Origin of the sequence: Paenibacillus luteus (assembly GCF_006542765.1) — a bacterium.
Taxonomy (GTDB): Bacteria; Bacillota; Bacilli; order Paenibacillales; family Paenibacillaceae; genus Pristimantibacillus; species Pristimantibacillus luteus.
In genome coordinates this window covers 42,857-62,836 of the sequence record NZ_SKCD01000018.1, presented here as the reverse complement: position 1 = coordinate 62,836, position 19,980 = coordinate 42,857, and the positions used below count along the sequence as shown (strand labels likewise).

Below are 19,980 nucleotides of genomic sequence, written 5' to 3'. Positions count from 1 at the left end.
AATAACATATATATACACGAATGAAATGAACAGCATTCCCACATAATGATTATTAGTTAATGATTTAATTACGGAGGGATTCGTTATGACGGCGGACAAACCATCACGAATGAGTATTTATTTGCTTGCCGGTGTCGCAACATCCAATAGTATATTCACGGAGTGCAAAATAAAGCTTGAAAGCTTGTTTCAATCCGAAGGATACGAAACGGCAATACATGTCATATTTCCATACGGAGATGCTAGTCGCAGTTTGGTCAGGCAGGTGCTGGAGGTGAAAAGCGACTTGTCCAACCGCTTAACAGCGGGAAGGGTAGGCGGTCAGCATGCGTTATCCAAGATCAAACAGACACTCTCGGGCGAGCGCCTGCTCTTAATTGGACATAGCGGAGGCGGAGCGGCTGCTTACCAAGCGGCCAAAATGCTGTATGAGCAGGATAAAATTGCGGATTTCCGAATCGTGCAAATTGGTTCGCCGAGAACGCCAATCGAACCTAAGCTGCAAGAGCATGTCAGCTATTTTCATTCCATTGACAGTCTGGGCAAGCCTAATGATCCGATTAGCCGCATCGGGACGTGGGGGGGATGGAGCAAATCAAAGTATGCGATGCCGAAGTGGAATCGGATGAAATATGCTCCAGGTTATGTGGAGGGCATTCCGACGGTGGGCGGACACGCGGATTATTTCCGTCATACGCAGGATTATACAGACCAGGAAGCCATTTGCAATCTGGACAAAACGATCGATCGGATGCGCGGCTGGTTGAAAGGGTGGGTGTGATCCTTTAAACTAAGGGAGAGCAAGCAGCGATTCATAGCCTTATGACCGTTTGCTTGCAACTTAGGAGGTGAGTCTCTTATGGCTAATACCCATACGTACTCCAAGAAGGAAGAAGTCGCCAATGCAGTTACGCATGGCATCGGGGTAGGCTTGAGCATTGCGGCGCTGGTGCTGCTGATCGTATTCGCTTCGGCGAAAGGAACCGCTTTTCATGTCGTGAGTTTTACGATCTATGGGACAGCAATGCTGCTGCTCTACCTTGCGTCCACGCTCGTACATAGCTTTCCGGAGGGTAAGGCGAAGCGGGTGTTTGAGTCGCTTGACCATTCCTTTATTTATGTATTTATCGCTGGGACTTATACTCCGATCTTATTTCATATTGTGCAAGGAAAGCTGGGTTGGGTGCTCTTTGGCATCGTTTGGGGAGCAGCACTCGCAGGGGTTGTGTTTAAAGCATTTTTCGCTTCGCGGTTTCTATTTACATCCACGTTGATCTATATTGCGATGGGTTGGATCATCGTGTTTGCTTGGAAGCCTTTAACTACTCATCTTGCACCTGGAGGCGTACAGCTGCTTGTAACCGGGGGGCTGCTATATACGTTTGGTACCATCTTTTATATGTGGAGAAGCTTTCCCTACCATCATGCGGTATGGCACTTATTTGTTCTTGCTGGCTCGATCGTCCATTTCTTCGCCATTTTGCTTTACGTACTGCCGGCTTAAACAACACAAAAAAAAAGGACATCCTTGTTGACATGCAGACAGCTGCATGCCAGCAGGATGTCCTTTGTTTGTTTCAATCGTATTATTTTTCATAAGATTACAGCTCAATTGACGGGCACCAGCCGGGGGGCTCGGAACAGATCGACATGGCAAAGGCAGGATCTTCGTTCACAAGATCGGCGAAGTAGCTGGACAAGATGTGATTTCCTGCAACAGAGCCCATACGGAAGGAACGTTTAACCTCCCCCTTTGCATGCATGTAATAGTAGGTTTGATTGGTTTTTGGGGGTTGGTATACGAGTGTAGGGAGATGAGGCACAATATCGAATTCGTTTTGGAAACGCCAGTGTGTGGCTATCTTTGCATTATAGCTGCTTGCGAATTTGGGATCACCGACTCTGGGTGCGCCAAACGTATAAACAATAGGTGCAGAAAATGGGGAGTTGGCGGCGACGTCTAGAGCTGCAAGCGTGGCAAGAGCACCGCCCAGGCTATGACCGGTTATGAACAAAGGCTTCTGAGTGGGAAGCTGCTTCAAAATTTCAATGATCTGGACTCGGGCTGACATATAAATATCGGTAAAACCTTTATGAGTTAATCCAGAATTTTTGACGGGACGATAGACGGTTTGCTGCGCGATAAAGTCAGAGACCCAATCAACTGCTGAACCGCTGCCGCGGAAAGCAAGAACGGAGGCTCGTTCCGATGTAAGCACAAAACCAAACCTTTCTTCGCTGTTATCGTATGCTTTTGCAGTAAATTCACTGACAAGACTATATCCTCTAGGCACAAGGAAAAGCCCATCCTTATTGTTGTATTGCATGTACGTTTGACCACAAACCGCAGCCAAGAATAGGGCAGTTCGAAGATCGAGCTCCTGCGCTGCTTGCGCATTCCTGGTGTTGACACCCATAAACATCCCTCCGCTCATTCGACCCTGGTGTTATCGATGTTGTATTGTATGACAGAGCCTGCGGATGGGTACCTGCGGATAAAACATGGACTTCTTGGCGGGTCTGCAAGTATAATCGTTAGAAGCAACCCATTATGAAAGGGGATTCATTCATGACACTTCAAATAGGAATAGTTGGGACAGGCTGGTTCGGCATGATGCATGCAGAGAAGCTGGCTAAACTCGATGGCGTTAAAGTAACTGCTTTTACAGCGACAAATCAACAGAAAGCAGATGAGGCTGCACAGCGCTTTGAAGGGGCAAAAGGCTATGATACCGTTCATACGATGCTAGATGACCGCAAGCTGGATGCGGTTTATGTATGTGTGCCTCCATTTGCACATGGGGAAATTGAAAGCGCACTAGTTGAGCGGGGAATACCGTTCCTGGTGGAGAAGCCTATAGCGCTTGATAATGAGCAGCCTGCTGCCATACTGAAGGGAATTACAGAGAAGAAGCTGATTACATCCGTCGGATATCACTTCCGCTATATGGACGGAACAGCGCGTGCGCGCGAAATTCTACGTGAGCGCACAGCGTTGATGTCGCTCGGTTATTGGATGGGATCTATGCCGGGAGTAAGCTGGTGGCGCAAAATGGAAGGTTCTGCTGGCCAGTTTGTGGAGCAGACCACTCATATCGTGGATTTGCTTCGTTATACGGTTGGTGAAGTAAGCGAAGTATACGCCGCCTATGGCAATCGTTACATGCACACCATAGAGGACGGGGTGAGTGTTCCTGATGTTGGAACGGTTACTTTGAAACTAGAGGGTGGGACGGTCGCTACGATTAGCAATACTTGCGCCATTCCGGCAGGAGACAAAGCGGGATTGCATATTTATACGAATAAAGGGGTTCTCGAGCTTGGGCATGGCGGTTTGGTTGATATCGAAGCCGGTCGCAAAACGGAATACGCGAATCAGACGGATCCCTACGAGCTGGAGAACGCGGCTTTCTTACATGCGATTAGAACAGGGGATACGTCCCGTATTCTCTCAAGCTATGAAGATGCCTATCGAACACATCAAATTACGATTGCGGCGAATGATTCGGCTCGTACCGGACTGCCCATCAAGCTGTAAGCAGTAGCACAAAAAAACGTCTGCGAAGGTAACCCCTTTGCGGACGTTTTTTGATGTGTTTTGGCACTATCATTGCAGTGCGGAGCACCTTAGTTCAAGAATTAATTGCGATTTCTTTGAGAACGGGATTTCATTCCGGAATGCTCAGACGCAGCAGGCTTAGTAAAATCTGATCGCCCTTTATTTGATTTCGAGCTGCGGGATCGCCCTGCTCTGGTGGAAGCCTCATCGGCAACGATTTCCTTCGGACTGCGTCCGTTAAGCAAATCACCTGTCCAGCCTTTCTTCCAAAGCCAGATATACATCAATAATGTGATGATGCAAATAACACTGATCATTGCCGCGAAGCTCCATTTGTCATCCTTAAAGGGCAGGTTATCAAAGTTGACTCCCCAGATGCCGCCGATAATGGTTGCAGGCAGGAAGAGTACCGTGAAAATCGTCAGTGTCTTCATAATATCGTTGCCGCGAAAGTTGGAGATGGCATCATCCATAGAAATCAAGGTATCGATTTCCAGTGCGTAATGTTTTAGAAGGGCGTCAATTCTCTCCATCTTGTGCGTGATCCGCTTGAAGCTGTCCGTATCAGTAAGCTCTTCCATAAACGCTTCCTGGGCTGCGCTATGTACTTCTCTCACTGGAATGAAAAGATGACTCCAATGCAGTAAATCATAACGTCTCTCAAAAATCGTATCGATAAGCCCTGTCCGATTTTCCTTGCGCATCGTCGTTTCAAGCTCTCCAAGTCTTTTCTCAAAGCCGTCAAGTCCATTATGAAAGGTTTCCAGAATAATGCTAATCATGATGAAAAAAGCTTCCGGAGCAGTCCCGCATTCTTCAAACTTCGGCTTATGCTCGATAGATTGCAGCCGCAGCGGCAGACGCATGTCATCATGAATTGTAATGAGCCGTTGTCCCGCGAGCCAAAAGTGAAAGGGCTGAACATCCGCTTGATCATCTGAAACCTGAAACATAAGCGTTCCATAAACGAGTTTTTCAGAGTCCGCCAGCTCGCCAACAGAAATGCTATTGGTTCTTCTGCCCGAACATTCATCTACCCAGTTCGCACAAGCTGGAAATAGCTGCTTCAGCTCTTCCAATTGCTGCTGATGCGGTTCCTGGCCTGTCTTTGTTATCGCTTTAAAAGCAGTTTGCTCCTCGCGTGAAGCCGCGTTTTTCTGGGCATCTTTTCTGCTTGGCAAAGGTTCTTTCCTTGCAGCTTGCATTCGAGCTTGCTGCAGCACATGCCATTCCCATCCTGCGGGATAGCGAAGCATCCGATGGATCATCGCTTTGCCTCCTGCTTGTCCGATTTTCCGATATCTATTCCACCATCATACCGCGAACGGCGAGGTTGCACAACCAGATCGCCATATTAGACAAATCCTTCTAACATTCCGATATCAAACCTACAAAAAACGACTTAATTCGTCAAAATCAGGGCATACCAACAGTAGCTTTTTTTGACGTATAGGAAAGTACGCCATTTATGCTTTTTGAGCAGACGCGGCCGAAAAAAACTTGCATAGGCAAAAGCATCTGGAGGGAAACAACATGGCTAGAAAAATTGGTTTTTTTAATACGGAGCAGCAAGCCATTACCGCAATTGAACAGCTGGAGCAGGCAGGCTTTGTAAAAGGCGAGCTTAAAGTGCTGGCTAAAGACTCGGAGCATTCGCGGCGCATTGAATCGGAAAGCGATATCCATGTCGATGAGCTTAGAGAACTCGAGGACATGCCTGATCGCCATGATTTAGGCATTTTCGGAATGGCAGCAGCCACCGGTTATGCCGGCGCTGGCGTAAATGCAGTCTATGGGATGGCCGGTTACGGATCAGCACCCTATAATGCGGGAGGTTATCCTTTTGTAGCAGCCATGCTGCTTGGTGATGACGAACATAGCGAAGCGCTTCGCGCGCTGGGTCTTGATGACGAGGAAGCAGAGATATGCGCCAAAGAGCTGCAAAGCGGTTCCATCGCTGTTATTGTAGAAACGGATGAGAGCAAATCTCTGCTGGATAAAGATGGCGGTCCGGATCTATCGCGGCTTGGCGCAGCAGAGGCAGTGTTTCGAGCCTGCAATGCATCGTCAATTGCAGCGGGAGTATAAGCACGACCTGAATAAAAGAGCCGCAATAAGAAGCCTCATTCTAGACGCAGTGGGAACGGTTCCCCCTGAGACCGGGATGAGGCTTCTTCTTAGTTTAGACATTAGCCAAGGATTGACGGTCCAGCTTCACAATTTCCGTTAACGGATGCTCCTTTCCCTGGATGAGGTTGCTGATCAAATGGGCTGCCAGCATGCTGTAAACTGTCCCGTTGCCGCCATACCCTAAGCAGTAATAAACATTTTTCCAAGCAGGGTCTGCTCCGATAAAGGGCAGGCTATCTCGCGATTCCCCAAAGGTTGCGCTCCATTCGAATTCGACGGGAGCTTGCAAATCGGGAAAGAGCGCTTTGAGCTGTTGATGGAGCTTCCCGCTTCGTTTGGCACGCTCGCCATCGCTATGCAGAGGCTCCTCGATTTCCTCATCCAAACCGCCAACGACAACACGACCGTCTACTGTCGTTCGCATGTAGAGATAAGGACGAGCGGTTTCCCATATGAGAAAGCGTTCATGCCAGCTTTGAAGATTAGGCTGTACGCCGGTCACAAGAGCGAATGAACGGTTGATTTCCGCCTTGATCAGCTTGCCGCGAAGTTCTTCCGGCTCATAGCCGACGGCATATACGACATGCTCAACTTCAATCTCATAACCATCCGAGGTTATCAATCGATGAAGTCCGCTCGTAAGCGTCTCATGGGCAATGATATCGGTCTGCTCATGAATTTCAAGCCCTTGGTCGACGGAGGCATCTGTTAATCCATTAACGAATTGGAAAGGATTAACCTCAGCATCGCCATGCGTGACGATGGCGCCGGGCTTACGGAATGGAAAGTGCTTGGATATGTCATCTGCCGTCCAGAACTCAACGTTCAGCCCGCAAGCTTTAAGCGCATCGTATTCTCTTCTAAGCTTGGGCAGATCCTGCTCGGATGAAGCGTAATAAAGGCTGTTTCTTCTAATGAATCCTACATCAATACGGAGCGAGCGGGCAGCTTCCTCCAGCATTTGCACAGCATCCCTACAAGCTCTGTAGAAGATTTGGGCATCTCGCTCCCCGATCTGCTCGATTAAATCGCAGAGCATAATATCATTGGAGAATTGCAGCAGTCCCGTATTGGCAGAAGTGCTCCCGCCTGCCACTTCGCCCCGTTCGACAAGGATCGTCGATAATCCGTTTTGCATAAAGATTGAGCTGCAAATCGCGCCAGACATGCCTCCTCCAATGATGGCTACCTTTGTTTTTTTGTTTTGGCGAAGCGGTGGGTATTCACTTGTAGGTTTTAGTGTGACCGGCCAGTATAGGTTACCGGTATATAACTCCTTCATTGGACATCACTCCCTAAAGTAGTATTACCCGAAATCCTGAATATGAAGCTGACTCTGGCCGATAATAATACTGTGTTTTTTTCTTATGTTTTATCTACCTTTCTTGGCCACCTAAGCTTCTCATGGCTTCCCGATATGCGGTGGGGGACTGACCATGAAGACGCCGGAATTGCTTGGAAAAGTAAAGTGCGTCCTGCAGTCCGACAGATGCCGCGACTTGCTCAATAGTTAGCTCCGGCCGCTCGCGAAGCATGCGGCGAGCCTTGTCAATGCGGAGCTTGAGCAGAAAGCTGACGGGTGACACACCTGTTCTTTGCTTGAACAAGCGTGAGAGGTACGCACGGTTGTAGCCAAGCGATTCCGCCATCTGCTCAATAGAAACAGGGTGTGCATATTGCGTGGTTAAGTAATGAACAACCTGCTGCAGCAAATGATCACCTTCCGCTTGGGCAGTGCGGAGCGGATTGCCGCTTAAGGCTTGCAGCACGGATTTGTATTCGGCCAGCAGCAAATGCAAGTAACCGGCTGCCATCATATCAGCTGCCGTTCCGCCAAGCCGAAAGGTCTCATAAATCCGCCGGAACAACAAGGCTGCCCGTCTTTTGTCAGAAGTGAAGACAATCTTCTGTTCGGCGGAGAAGCCGGCAGCGGATACGAGAGCGGCTGAATGCTGGCCAGTGAAAGCAACCCACCGATACCGCCAAGGTTCAGTACCATCCGATTCATAGCTGATGAGCTGCTCCGGCTCGATGAGGAAGGTATGCCCGGCACGAAGCTCATGCTTTTCCCCATCGCATACAAAGAGGCCTTTTCCCTCTAAAATGATGTGCATCAGGTAAAAATCATAAACCTTCGGACCGAGTCTATGAAGCGGCTTCGTCTGGCTCTCGCCAGCAAATAAAACATTAAGCGGAGCCTGCTCCCCGCCAGTGATAACCGGATTGGAGGCCACGGTATACATATCCTGTTGCATTTTACTTTACACCTGCTTTATATTTGTTTGGGAATGCGAACAACTATAGGGTTTTCCTTATAATAGCATGTCCTGAAGCTATGCGGGAAGTCACATTAATCCATACAAAAAGCACTTACCGCCATTTCGTTTTTGAGCCGGTTACCTTATACTGAACATATAAACAAACCACAAAAAACAAAAAAAGGAACGTGATAGCAAATGGCAAACATTGATACGCTAACACAGCAATTTATACAGCAATACGGCGGAGAAGCTGGCGATATTTCAGTATTCCACGCTCCAGGCCGCGTGAACTTGATTGGTGAGCATACGGATTATAACGGCGGTTATGTATTTCCAGCAGCTCTAACCTTTGGAACGACCCTTCTCATCCGCGTTCGCTCTGATAAACAGCTTGGTCTTGCAACGACTAACTTCCCGGCATCGAAGAGCTTTGCGATTGATTCCATCGTTTATGACGACGCTGATGATTGGATGAACTATCCAAAAGGAATTGTATATGAGCTTCAACAAAGTGGTGTGCAGTTTAAGAACGGCTACGACTTGCTTTTCCATGGTGAAATTCCTAACGGAGCGGGACTATCTTCCTCAGCATCCATCGAGGTTGTAACGGCATTTGCGCTTCAAACGCTTGAAGGCTTGGAGACGGACAAAGTGAAAATCGCTTTGCTAGCGCAAAAATCCGAAAATGAGTTTAACGGTGTCCAATGCGGAATCATGGATCAGTTTGCGGTTGCAAACGGCAAAAAGGACCATGCGATTCTCTTGATGTGCGATACGCTGGAATATGATCTAGTGCCTTTCGACTCAGGCAGCTACAAGCTCGTGATCGGCAATACAAACAAGCGCCGCGGCCTTGTGGATTCTGCGTACAATGAACGCCGTGCCCAATGCGAGCAAGCCGTTCAGGATTTACAGGGAGCATTTCCTGAGCTAACGCTGCTTGGACAAATCGATTTGGAGCAGTTCAACGCGAACAAGCATTTGATTAAGGACGATATCGTTCGCAACCGCGCACAACACGTTGTAGAGGAAATCGATCGTGTGCTTCAATCGATGAAAGCGCTGAAAGCAAACGATCTGGCGCAGTTCGGCCAATTGATGAACGGTTCGCATGATTCGCTTCGCGATCTTTATGAAGTAACGGGCGAAGAGCTTGACGCGATGGTCGCAGCTGCTCGTCAAGTACCCGGCGTGCTTGGGTCCCGTATGACAGGTGCAGGTTTTGGCGGCTGTACGGTATCGCTTGTGCATGAAGACAGCGTTGAGGCTTTTAAGGCAGAGGTAGGACGCAAATACAATGAAGCAACTGGACTTACGGCTGACTTCTATGTGTGTACGATTGGAAATGGCGTAGAGCGTCTCGTTTAAATCATAAACAGCTCGGAGAGGGGAAATGAACAATGGCAGTATTAGTAACGGGTGGAGCCGGTTATATCGGTTCGCATGCTGTGGCGGCATTGCAGGAACGTGGCGAGGAAATCGTAATTGTCGATAATTTGCAGCAAGGGCACCGCAAGGCATTGCTTGGAGGTAAGCTGTACGTTGGCGACCTTCGCGACGCGGCTTTCATGGATACCGTCTTCAAGGAAAACGAAATCGATGCCGTTATCCACTTTGCAGCGAACTCGCTGGTAGGCGAAAGCATGAAGGATCCAGGAAAATATTATCATAACAATGTATTCGGCACGCTTTGTCTGCTGGAGAAAATGAACGAATACAACGTACGCAAAATCGTATTCTCATCGACAGCGGCTACTTACGGCGAGCCGGAGAACGTACCGATTGATGAATATGACCGTACGCTTCCTACAAATGCTTACGGCGAAACCAAGCTGGCGATGGAGAAAATGATGAAATGGTTCGACGTTGCTCACCAAATCAAATTTGTCTCGCTTCGTTACTTCAATGCGGCTGGCGCACACGAGAGCGGAAAAATCGGCGAGGACCACAGCCCTGAAACGCATTTGATTCCAATCGTTTTGCAAGCAGCACTTGGACAGCGTCCACACATCTCTGTATTCGGAGAGGATTATGAGACTCCGGATGGCACTTGCATCCGTGACTATATCCATGTGAGCGATTTGGCTGACGCGCATGTGCTCGCTGTGGATCGCCTTCGCAGCGGGGCAGACAGCGCTGTGTACAACCTTGGTAACGGAACCGGCTTCTCTGTGAAGCAGGTCATTGATATCGCGCGCAGCGTAACAGGCAAGGAAATTCCTGCCGTGTTCGAGGCTCGCCGTGCTGGAGACCCTGCCACTCTTGTCGCTTCGTCCGATCGCGCTCGCAAGGAGCTCGGATGGAATCCGAAACGCGACAAGCTGGAGGACATTATTAAGAGCGCCTGGAGCTGGCACGAAGCTAATCCAGAGGGCTATAACGATTAATTATCGCTGCTAAACCGAAGGGAGCTGCATCACGTGGCAAATGAACAACAAGCGACATCAGCAAGCGATGCGCTGATTCTTATAGAAAGACTGCTGCAATTCGCCGTGCAGCGCAAGCTGCTGCACGATCGGCTGGATGTGCACGCGGCAAGAAATGAGCTGCTTGATTTATTCCGCTTTACGGAGCCTTACGAGGGTACAATCCAAGAGGAAGCTTTGGACAGCGCCGTGGAGCTATTGGAGCCTTTGCTTGATTATGCTTATGAAATTGGACTGTTTCCTGACAATACGACAACCTACCGCGATTTGCTCGATGCCCGCATTATGGGCTTTCTGCTGCCGCGTCCATCCGAGGCTGTCGCTGCATTCAATCGTCAGGTCAAGGAAGATGGGCTAAAGGCAGCAACGGATGGCTTCTATAGCCTGAGCATCGATTCCAATTATATTCGAATGGACCGTATCCGCAAGAACCAGTATTGGCTTCATGAGACGGAATTCGGCAGCCTTGAGATTACGATTAATCTTTCGAAGCCCGAGAAGGACCCGAAGGAGATCGCGCTTCTCAAAACAATGCCTCAAGCGAAGTATCCGAAATGCTTGTTATGTGTTGAAAATGTCGGATACGCCGGACGCCCCGATCATCCGGCCCGTCAGAACCTGCGCGTATTGCCACTTACATTGCAAGCGGAGCAATGGTATTTCCAATACTCGCCGTATGTGTATTACAACGAGCACAGCATTATTTTCAAGGGCGCGCACGAGCCTATGGTCATTTCGCATTCGTCCTTCGCGAGGCTGCTTGATTTTGTTGAGCAATTCCCTCACTATTTTATAGGCTCAAACGCTGATTTGCCGATCGTTGGTGGCTCGATTCTAAGCCATGATCACTTTCAAGGGGGCCGCCATGTGTTCCCGATGGAAGCAGCGTCCACCGACACTCTGTTTGTCGACCCTGAAGTTCCTGGCGTACGCTTTGGCATCGTGAACTGGCCGATGTCTGTCGTGAGGGTCAACGGCACTTCCAAGGCGGATGTGCATAGCGCAGCCTGCCGCATTTTGGATGAGTGGCGTGGATACAGCGACGCATCGGCTGAAGTTCTTGCGTTCACGGAAGAAGCAGACGGATCACGTACCCCTCATAACACGATTACACCGATTGCACGGCTTCGTGACAACGGCGAGTATGAGGTGGATTTGGTGCTTCGGAACAACCGTACGAACGATGAGCACCCAGACGGAATTTTCCATCCGCATCAGCACTTGCATCATGTGAAGAAAGAGAATATCGGCTTGATTGAAGTGATGGGGCTTGCGGTACTGCCTGGGCGCCTGAAGGAGGAGCTGGAGTTGATTGCGGCTTACCTGACAGGATCAACAGCGGCTGAGGCAGCAGAGCTTCACTCAGACGTTCATCCGCTCCACAAGCATGCGGACTGGCTGCTCTCTCTTGTAGAGCGCTTTGGCACATCCAACAGCACGGAGCAGGCAAAAACGATTGTGGAATCAGAGACGGGCGGCAAGTTTTTGGAAGTGCTGAAGGATGCAGGCGTGTACAAGCGCACAGCCGACGGCATCGCAGCATTTGAACGCTTTCTTACAACAATTGGGCTCCAAAAATCATAAATAAGCCTAAACCTCCATTTGCGCTGAAAGCCTGGCGATTGAATGGAGGTTTTGTTGTTGAGGAGTTTTTTTTTGCGAAGTTTGATTATCATGTATTGTGAAATTATATTAATTTGTAAACAGCCAAAATTTATGGTATTTTTTATATGATAAACAAAGCATTATAAATTATTATTTCATAACGTTATTAACTATTTATCGGAGGGGTCAAGATGCCCGAAAAAATGCTGCCGTTGGATGACTTTTTGCAACTGAACACGGATGAGCAAGTGGAAAAGCTAAAGCGCTGGAAAATGGATTATACGCTCAAAGACATTCGCGAAGCTTGGAACTTCAAGCATTCTGCGCAATATTATATGCTGCTGAAGAAGCTGCGTATTTATGAGAGAGTAGTGAATAAATCAGATAAGTTCTATCCGGTTCAAGAGCAGCTTGCAGCTAGAGCAAGTGCTGGCGGAGATCGCGGCTGGAGCGGGTCGAATGCTTATTCGGATCGCAAGCTGCCGTCGGACAACTTTGATTACCATCTGAATACAACACTAAGCGGTCCAGAGCTGGCGGATAAGCTGGAGCGTATTGCCCATTTCCTCAAGGGCGAGCACAAGGACATCTCGATTAAGCTGTCCATTGAAGGCGTTCAGCAGGAAACGGAAGAGCAGGAATAGCTTATAGCCTAATTAGGAGAAGAACCGAGCTTGGCGGTATTGCCAAGCTCGGTTCTTTTAATGTAGAAAAATGAAAAGAAATGTCTGATACTGGAATAATTTGCTTGAAAATAGAACTTTATTGTATACGCAGCTTACCTAGCTCTGACACTAGGGCTTCAACTTCACTGATGCTGAATTTCTCCTTGGAGGCGACTACTTCATAGAGATCTTTAATATCCTCATATTTATTCAGGTCGAAGTTTGAAGCCTGCATTGCTGCTGCAGAAGCCATTTTCAGCTTTGTTTTTATAACTTCAATCATGAATGCTACATTTTCTTGGGTTTGTAATTCTAAATTGGTCATGGTTTGCCTCCTGAATTTGGTTTGCTGGCCGTCATCGGCACTCAAAGCACGGGCTTATCCGCACATCTTGCTTTGCAGTAATTGTAACATGTTTCAAAAGGGAAAGACCATAAATTGAACAGGAACTTAAAATTGGATACAATTGAAAGCAGAAATGATCAACAAATGAACACAAGGCAGGTGCAAGAAAACGGAACAACCGATGAGAAGTGAGATTGAGCAATTTTTTGAGACTATTTCCGCCCGGCACAGCGATGTCAGCCGTATTGTATTTGTTTGTATCGGAAGTGACCGTTCTACTGGCGACTCCTTCGGGCCGCTGACGGGCACGATGTTAAAGGAGAGCGGCTGGCCGAATGTTATCGGTACTTTGGACAACCCCTGCGATGCACATGGGGTTGAGCGGGAGCTGCAAGCGCTGGATGCAGCCTCGATTGTTATCGCGATTGACGCTTGTCTTGGCAGGCCAGTCTCTGTGGGGCGGTTCATCGTTGCCGACGGACCGCTTCAGCCGGGTAAAGCTATTGGCCGTCGATTGCCAGCCGTTGGGCATTATAGTGTGGCAGGCGTTGTAAATATGAATGGTCCCAAGGCTTATTGGATGCTGCAAACAACATCGTTATATCAGGTGCTGAGAATGGCAAAAGAAGCTGTTATCGCCATTGACTCTGCTTGGAATAGAACGACAGGAATTACAGCGGCAGAGCAAAAGCAAGATTCCCAAATTCCAGTAATATAAAGGAGCGTGCGTTACATGTCCACAGAAGTTTATTCGATTGCGCAGCGCAAACTGTTTTTAAATAACGGAGTACAGCTCGCTTATTATGACTCCCATCCGGATGACGGAGGAGCAGCGGATGGTCTCACAGAGACAGTGGTTCTTCTTCATGGCTATTGCGGGAGTTCAGCTTACTGGGAGAAGATCGTAGATGATTTGGAGCCCTACGTTCGAGTGATTGCGCCGGACGGCCGCGGGCATGGAAGAAGCTCAGCGCCTGAAGATGAAATCTATACGATGGAAAAGTATGCGGATGACGTTGCTGAATTGTTAATCGGTCTGCAAATCCATAATGCGGTCATGCTTGGCCACTCATTGGGCGGATATATTACCCTTGCTTTCGCGGAGAAATATGCGAAGAAGCTTTCCGCCTTCGGTCTGATTCATTCGACTCCGCTTGCGGACAGCGATGCAGCGAAAGAGAATCGCGACAAAGCAGTTGCTGCTTTGGAGGAAAACGGGATTAAGCCATTTGTGGATGGTCTGCTTCCAAAGCTGTTTGCTCCCAACCATGTCGAAACTTTAGCCGAAGAGGTTGAACGAGGCAAGCAAATCGGTTATGGCACAGCGCTGCAAGGGGCAATCGGTACCGCAAAAGGAATGAAAACACGCGTTGATCGCAAACATGTTATTGAGCAATCGGACCTTCCTGTTCTACTGGTAGCCGGAGCTAATGATAAAGTGATTCCCGTGGAAAATGTTTTCGCCGCTGCCAATGCGGCAACTGTTAAAGTTGAGCTGAAGAGCGCAGGTCATATGAGCATGGCAGAAGAGCCGAAGGAACTGGTGTCGGCCATACTGGAATTCATTAAGACTAAACCTTAGATTGCCGGGAGAGGAGGAGTCCGATGTTCCAGCGGGATTATTTTATGAGAATGATTGAACAGATGACGGAGGCCGTTGGCCAAATCTTAAATCTGCGGCGGGAGAAGAAACACGAGGATGCACTTCTGTTTATCGACGAGCTTCTCGACAAGCGGTTTCGACTCAGCAGCAAGCTGATCCGCTCTTTATCCGATGAGGATCTAATGAAAGTCATGACAACCAATGGGATATTAGAAAGCGATCATCTGCAAGCCATTGCCGTTTTAATGCGGCAAGAGGCTGAGCTGAATGGCGAGCTAGGCCGCGAGGACGATAGCTTTGTTGCCTACGTAAAGGCACTGCATCTCTTCATTCGCTTGTCGCTAGCTGATGCGGAGCCGACCATTGTGGAGCCTAGGGAGCAAATCGCTGAGCTGCTTGAGAAGCTCCTCCCTTATGAGCTGCCTTTGCCTACGAAGCGTCTGCTGCTGGAGTGGCAGGAAGCGGAAGGGCACTACGATTTGGCGGAAAATATAATGCATGAGCTGCTCGGAGATGACGCGTTAACCGTTCACGAAGCAGAAGCCATCTATAGACGGATGCTGCTGCAAGCTAATGAACGGCTTGAGGCAGGCGGGTTGCCGCGCGAGGAAATTGAGGAGGGGCTAGAATCCCTGCTTAAGGAGCAAGCGCAGCTTTAAATACTTTTATTTGGAAGTGAGTGGTCGGGCATGACGGAACAATGGCAGCAAGACATCATGAATTGGATCGATAGCGGAGAGCTGCTGCAGGCTACGTTCAGCCAGCCGAGGCGCAAGGACGGAACAGCCTCGCCCAAGACGGTTATTCGTCCAATAGAGCTGAAGAATGGTCTGCATTACCAGTTTGAATATCATTATCCTACGAAGGTTACACATGAAAATATAATGGCAGATCAAGCAGCTGCAATGATGATTAGCCAGCTTGAGGAAAGCTATCGCCAAGCGCTGGTGAAAACGACTGAGGCTGATGTGCAGCTGCTCTTTAGCAAGAAAGGAAAAGCAGCGATTCTGAAGAAACCGCCTACCGGTGGTGCTCGTCCCACAAGCCTGCAGCATAACAGGCAGAAGCAGCGCGTTCTGGCAGAAGGGAAGGCTGCTCCGTTCCTTGTTGAGCTTGGCATCATGACAGCTGAGGGATTAGTTCATGCCAAAAAACAAGATAAATACAGACAGATTAATCGTTTCCTAGAAATGGTGACGGACGTGCTTGCCTATTTGCCCAAGGACCGCGAGCTGACCATCGTTGATTTTGGCTGTGGCAAATCTTATTTGACCTTCGCGCTTTATCACCTTCTGGCCGTGGAGCAGCAGCGAGAGATTAATATCATCGGATTGGACTTGAAAGCGGATGTGATCGCTTTTTGCTCAGAGCTGGCAGAGAAGCTCGGCTATGACAAGTTGAAATTTCTCGTTGGCGATATTGCTGAATATGAAGAGCTGCAGTCTGCGGATATGGTCGTTACGCTGCATGCCTGTGATACAGCTACGGATGCCGCGCTTGCCAAAGCCGTGAACTGGGGAGCATCCGTTATCATGTCTGTGCCTTGCTGTCAGCATGAGCTGTTCAAACAGGTGAGCAATGATGCGCTGTCGCCGATCCTGTCGCAGGGACTGCTGAAAGAGCGATTTGCGGCGCTGGCAACCGATGCCGCCCGTGGCACACTGCTTGAAGTGCTCGGGTATAAAGTACAAATGCTGGAATTCGTAGATCCGGAGCATACCCCGAAAAATTTGCTAATTCGTGCCGTTCGCACCGAGCAGCATGGCGTTTCAACAAAAAAATGGGAGCAATATGAACAGTTCCGCCAGTTCTTAAGCATCTCTCCTTCGCTAGAACATATGCTTGCTGACAGGTGGCCTGGTCGCCATGAAGCGAGCACGAAGCAAGACTGAAAAACAGAAAGCTATTAATTATGAATTTAAGTAATTGTCGATACAATTAACATTTGATACAATGGAAGAAGATGGCTATCAAACGAATGGGTGAACCGTATTGGGATGGATGATCTGGCTAGACTTTAGTATGTTTCTAGTGCTGTTCGGCTTGTTTTTCTACGTGTTTGCCTCAGGCACAGTTACGGTATTGCACCGTATCTATTTATTTTTGCATACCGTTTTTATGGTATGGACACTCTTTCAATTTGTCTCACAGACAACCACTTCAACCTTATATCGAATATTCTATCTATCGATTTCTTATACGGGCCTTTCTCTGCTTGGGATCGGCTGGTTTGTATTTATTATTTTCCTTACCGGTCAGTCGTACGTGATCCGAAAGAGCCGGTTGTTCGTAATTGCGCTTCCAGCCCTTATTTCAGTTGCTGTTGTTATTTTCAATCCGGGCGGCATGTTTCTGCAAATCAATGAGAAGCTCTCGCCCCTCAAGCAGCTGCAGCATGGTCCCTTGTATTGGATCATGATCATTCAGTTAATCCTTTATGTGACGGTATCCTTTATTATCATGTTCCATAAGATCCGGGGAGAGAACTCGGAGCGGCAGCGCACGCTAATCAAGACGGCGATCAATGGCATGTTTGTGCTTGTTCTATTTGCGGTTTCGGACCTGCTTGTCAATGTGCTGATTATCGAAAAGTTTGAGCGCTACATTCCTTTGATTTCAATAGGAATGGCATTAGCCGCTTCATACCTAGTGCACGCGATCAAGCGCAATAAGGTGTTGGATATTATTCAAACGGTGCAACGGGATGTAATGAATACGATGTCCATGGGCGTTATTGTGCTTGATGAGAATGATACGATTATTGAGGTTAATAAAGTGATCAAATCAATCATTCGCCTTCGTATCGGAGACCAATTCAATCCCGCTCTCCTAGGCCCGCCATTCAAGAAGGATGCTGTAAGAGAGTTTTCGACTTTTTTTGAAGCGCAGCGCAAGCAGCCTTTGGATCGGGGCGAGATTGAGATTGCCGTTCATTTTGACAAGTACAGGCATGTGATCGTTCAATCCGCACCTATATTGAATAATAAGAAAACGCTGGTAGGCAGAGTGCTCACCTTCCAAGACGTCACGGAACTGAGATTGCTCGTCCAGGAAACCAATACGCAAAATGAACAACTGCAGGATCGAAACCGCGACCTGCTTATCATGCAGGACGAGCTGTTTCAGGCGAATAAGAAGCTGGAGCATATGGCAATTACCGACGGATTGACCGGCTGCTTTAACCGCCGTTATTTGCTGCATCAGCTGGAGGAGGAGGTTGTCAGCAATATTCGTTACGGCATTCCCTTCTCTATCTTTTTATTCGACCTGGACCATTTCAAGTCGATTAACGATCAATACGGCCATTTAGTAGGCGATGAAGTGCTTTGCAGTACGGTTGCTGCGGTCAGGGAGACTTTACGCTTTACAGATATATTGGCAAGGTATGGCGGCGAAGAGTTTACGGTATATTTGCCGCATACGAACCGTGAGCAAGCGGATCTTATTGCAGAACAGCTTATGGAAGCGGTTGAACATAATCAAGTCATTACGGGGAACGGGGATCAGCCGATTTCGGTTACGATAAGCATGGGTGTTATTTCCATTGAGCACTTTGAACCTTCGGATCTTGCAGATCCAAAAGCTTTTTTACGCGAGCTGCTAGCCCAAGCAGACGCTGCATTATATGAGGCCAAGTACAATGGACGGAACCGAATGGTCAAACGCAAGTTAGCCTGAGTGCCTGAACGGAAAGCGGTCAGGCCTTTTTTTAATATCCAGCCGTTTACGCTTGAGGCTCTTTCCATAGTCAGTCGGACAATCATCTGATAAAATAGAGGCTATCCGGTTACAAGCGCTATAACTATCAAAGGCGGGAACTAATCTAATGAGAAAAGTGCAAATTGGAATGGTCAAGCCTGGTGACAAAGTGGCAAAGCCCATTTTTCAAGAAAACGGAAACGTGCTTCTGGGAGAAGGCGTTGAGCTGAATGATCGGTATATCGACCGCTTGTTCAACTTAGGCATTGATTTTCTATTCATCGAAGACGGTTTGACGGCGGATTTGATACCGGAGGATACGATTCGAGATGAGACGCGCAAGCAGGCAGTCGATACGATTTATACAACGATGAATTCCTTCAAGGACCAAACGGTTTCAAAAGGTCGTACAATCGCTCCTGACATGGGGCGTAACTTTCGGGCTGTATTCGGACAAATCATGCAGGATTTGTCATCCAGACCGAATATGCTTGTCAATCTCACGAGTATCCACGCTATGGACGCCTATTTGTTTCAGCATTCGTTTAACGTGGCAGTGCTTGCAGGAATTATGGGCATTGCGAAAGGATTTAACCGAAACCAGTTGGAGGAGCTTGGCATTGGCGCATTGCTCTTCGATATCGGGATGACCAAGATGCCCCCAAAGTTGCTGGCTAACAAAGGGAGTTTATCAGCAGAAGAACGCATTCTTCTTCATAGCCATGCTAAGGATGGCTTTGACATACTGCGCAAATACCATGACATTTCTATCGTTTCCGCTCACTGTGCGCTGCAGCATCATGAGCGATTTAACGGGTCGGGCTACCCGCGCGGGCTTAAAGAAAATGAAATTCATATGTATGCTCAAATCGTTGGCTTAGCGGATACGTTCGATGCTTTAACTTCGCCGCGGCCGTATCGCAAGCGTTATACAGCCAGCGAAGCAATTGAGTTTTTGTTTGCAGCTGGAGGCACCTTTTTTGATTTGGACCTCATCAAGCTCTTTTGCAAGCATATCTCGATTTATCCGATTTCGACCTCGCTTCTGCTGAGTACGGGTCAGGTTGGCGTCGTATCGGAAAATAATGAGCTTGCCGTCCACCGTCCCCGCGTGCGCATCATTATGGAGTCGGGTGGCCTGCCTCCCGCTTCGCCCTACGAAATCGAGCTGAAGGATGAGCTGCACATCACGATTATCAAAGAGCTGTAGGCGATACATTTCGTTTTTCTCGCTGGGAGCATGACCATACCAACCCTTACCCTCTCGCATATGGTAACGAAGATGCGGGAAGGAGGGACAGTATGGCTATTCGAGTTAAACCACCCTTATTGGGGCCTATGGTTACAAAAAAAGCGCTTTTGAAAAAAACAAAAGCCGTTAAGAAGCAAACCGGTCCGACATTCAATCGACTGACGGTACTATGGGTGGATAATAACGGTGTTCCCTTTATTACGACAGGATTTTTCGCAGCAATTTACAGAGGCACGACGCTGGTGCAGACAGCAGCCTTCGACCGGTTTGGCGTTGTATTCTTTAGCTCAGTGCCGACCTTGACGACAGTTGACTATACGATTCAGGTCTACGATAGCCTAGCCAGAGTCTATCGGACCAAACCGATTCCGGCTGGCGTAGAAGCTTTCGCGGTCATCGGATAGAAAGAAAACATCTGAAACCTTCCAAGCAGC

Annotated in this window: 20 protein-coding genes; 15 read left to right on the top strand and 5 right to left on the bottom strand. The window is 48.3% G+C overall.

Annotation, left to right across the window (positions count from 1 at the left end; all coding sequences use genetic code 11):
- Positions 1-85: 85 nt before the first annotated feature.
- Positions 86-781 (top strand): hypothetical protein, encoded by a 696-nt coding sequence (locus E0496_RS14860; RefSeq protein WP_141502588.1) that lies wholly within the window; start codon positions 86-88, stop codon positions 779-781.
- A gap of 78 nt (positions 782-859) precedes the next feature.
- A complete protein-coding gene (gene trhA, locus E0496_RS14855; protein ID WP_141502587.1) occupies positions 860-1,504 on the top strand; it encodes a PAQR family membrane homeostasis protein TrhA in 645 nt (214 codons plus the stop codon).
- Between the two features lie 97 nt (positions 1,505-1,601).
- Here the strand turns inward: trhA and E0496_RS14850 are convergent, their stop codons facing one another.
- Entirely contained in the window at positions 1,602-2,417 is an 816-nt protein-coding gene (locus tag E0496_RS14850; RefSeq protein WP_141502586.1) for a lipase family protein, read from the bottom strand.
- Positions 2,418-2,569: 152 nt separating this feature from the next.
- Between E0496_RS14850 and E0496_RS14845 the strand changes: the two genes are divergently transcribed.
- Entirely contained in the window at positions 2,570-3,538 is a 969-nt protein-coding gene (locus tag E0496_RS14845) for a Gfo/Idh/MocA family protein (RefSeq protein WP_141502585.1), read from the top strand.
- A 101-nt stretch (positions 3,539-3,639) separates the two neighbouring features.
- Here E0496_RS14845 and E0496_RS14840 read toward each other — a convergent pair whose 3' ends face one another.
- Positions 3,640-4,827, bottom strand: a complete 1,188-nt coding sequence (locus tag E0496_RS14840; RefSeq protein ID WP_141502584.1) for a magnesium transporter CorA family protein — start codon at positions 4,825-4,827, stop codon at positions 3,640-3,642.
- 265 nt (positions 4,828-5,092) lie between these two features.
- On the opposite strand from E0496_RS14840, the gene E0496_RS14835 reads away from it, so the two are divergent.
- A complete protein-coding gene (locus tag E0496_RS14835) occupies positions 5,093-5,647 on the top strand; it encodes a general stress protein (protein WP_141502583.1) in 555 nt (184 codons plus the stop codon).
- Between the two features lie 94 nt (positions 5,648-5,741).
- On the opposite strand, the gene E0496_RS14830 is transcribed toward E0496_RS14835, so the two are convergent.
- Both E0496_RS14830 and E0496_RS14825 read right to left on the bottom strand, forming a co-directional pair.
- Positions 5,742-6,971 carry an NAD(P)/FAD-dependent oxidoreductase gene (locus tag E0496_RS14830; protein WP_141502582.1) on the bottom strand — a complete coding sequence of 410 codons (1,230 nt, stop codon included), beginning with the start codon at positions 6,969-6,971 and terminating at the stop codon, positions 5,742-5,744.
- Positions 6,972-7,065: 94 nt separating this feature from the next.
- Positions 7,066-7,944 carry an AraC family transcriptional regulator gene (locus E0496_RS14825; protein WP_141502581.1) on the bottom strand — a complete coding sequence of 293 codons (879 nt, stop codon included), beginning with the start codon at positions 7,942-7,944 and terminating at the stop codon, positions 7,066-7,068.
- Between the two features lie 201 nt (positions 7,945-8,145).
- Here E0496_RS14825 and E0496_RS14820 point away from each other — a divergent pair, with 201 nt between their 5' ends.
- From E0496_RS14820 to E0496_RS14805, 4 genes are all read left to right on the top strand, one after another.
- Positions 8,146-9,318 carry a galactokinase gene (locus E0496_RS14820; protein ID WP_141502580.1) on the top strand — a complete coding sequence of 391 codons (1,173 nt, stop codon included), beginning with the start codon at positions 8,146-8,148 and terminating at the stop codon, positions 9,316-9,318.
- A gap of 32 nt (positions 9,319-9,350) precedes the next feature.
- A complete protein-coding gene (gene galE / locus E0496_RS14815) occupies positions 9,351-10,337 on the top strand; it encodes a UDP-glucose 4-epimerase GalE (protein WP_141502579.1) in 987 nt (328 codons plus the stop codon).
- 33 nt (positions 10,338-10,370) lie between these two features.
- Positions 10,371-11,960: a UDP-glucose--hexose-1-phosphate uridylyltransferase gene (locus tag E0496_RS14810; protein ID WP_175598061.1), complete on the top strand. Its 1,590-nt coding sequence runs from the start codon at positions 10,371-10,373 to the stop codon at positions 11,958-11,960.
- 212 nt (positions 11,961-12,172) lie between these two features.
- Positions 12,173-12,625, top strand: a complete 453-nt coding sequence (locus tag E0496_RS14805; RefSeq protein ID WP_141502577.1) for a hypothetical protein — start codon at positions 12,173-12,175, stop codon at positions 12,623-12,625.
- Positions 12,626-12,743: 118 nt separating this feature from the next.
- On the opposite strand, the gene E0496_RS14800 is transcribed toward E0496_RS14805, so the two are convergent.
- The gene (locus E0496_RS14800) at positions 12,744-12,971 is read right to left on the bottom strand and encodes a DUF1128 domain-containing protein (RefSeq protein WP_139992793.1); all 228 of its coding nucleotides are present in this window, start codon (positions 12,969-12,971) and stop codon (positions 12,744-12,746) included.
- Positions 12,972-13,173: 202 nt separating this feature from the next.
- Between E0496_RS14800 and yyaC the strand changes: the two genes are divergently transcribed.
- The 7 genes from yyaC to E0496_RS14765 all read left to right on the top strand — a co-directional run bounded on the left by yyaC (position 13,174) and on the right by E0496_RS14765 (position 19,950).
- Positions 13,174-13,710 (top strand): spore protease YyaC, encoded by a 537-nt coding sequence (yyaC, locus tag E0496_RS14795; protein ID WP_141502576.1) that lies wholly within the window; start codon positions 13,174-13,176, stop codon positions 13,708-13,710.
- A 15-nt stretch (positions 13,711-13,725) separates the two neighbouring features.
- Positions 13,726-14,574, top strand: coding sequence for an alpha/beta fold hydrolase (locus tag E0496_RS14790; RefSeq protein WP_141502575.1), 849 nt, complete (start codon positions 13,726-13,728; stop codon positions 14,572-14,574).
- A 23-nt stretch (positions 14,575-14,597) separates the two neighbouring features.
- On the top strand, positions 14,598-15,254 hold the full coding sequence (locus E0496_RS14785) for a DUF6483 family protein (protein ID WP_141502574.1): 657 nt from the start codon (positions 14,598-14,600) through the stop codon (positions 15,252-15,254).
- Between the two features lie 30 nt (positions 15,255-15,284).
- Positions 15,285-16,487 carry a class I SAM-dependent methyltransferase gene (locus E0496_RS14780; RefSeq protein ID WP_141502573.1) on the top strand — a complete coding sequence of 401 codons (1,203 nt, stop codon included), beginning with the start codon at positions 15,285-15,287 and terminating at the stop codon, positions 16,485-16,487.
- Positions 16,488-16,617: 130 nt separating this feature from the next.
- Positions 16,618-18,273 carry a histidine kinase N-terminal 7TM domain-containing diguanylate cyclase gene (locus E0496_RS14775; RefSeq protein WP_206669780.1) on the top strand — a complete coding sequence of 552 codons (1,656 nt, stop codon included), beginning with the start codon at positions 16,618-16,620 and terminating at the stop codon, positions 18,271-18,273.
- Positions 18,274-18,421: 148 nt separating this feature from the next.
- Complete coding sequence (locus E0496_RS14770) at positions 18,422-19,504, top strand: HD-GYP domain-containing protein (protein WP_141502571.1); 1,083 nt, start codon at positions 18,422-18,424, stop codon at positions 19,502-19,504.
- A 92-nt stretch (positions 19,505-19,596) separates the two neighbouring features.
- Complete coding sequence (locus tag E0496_RS14765) at positions 19,597-19,950, top strand: hypothetical protein (protein ID WP_141502570.1); 354 nt, start codon at positions 19,597-19,599, stop codon at positions 19,948-19,950.
- Positions 19,951-19,980: the final 30 nt, after the last annotated feature.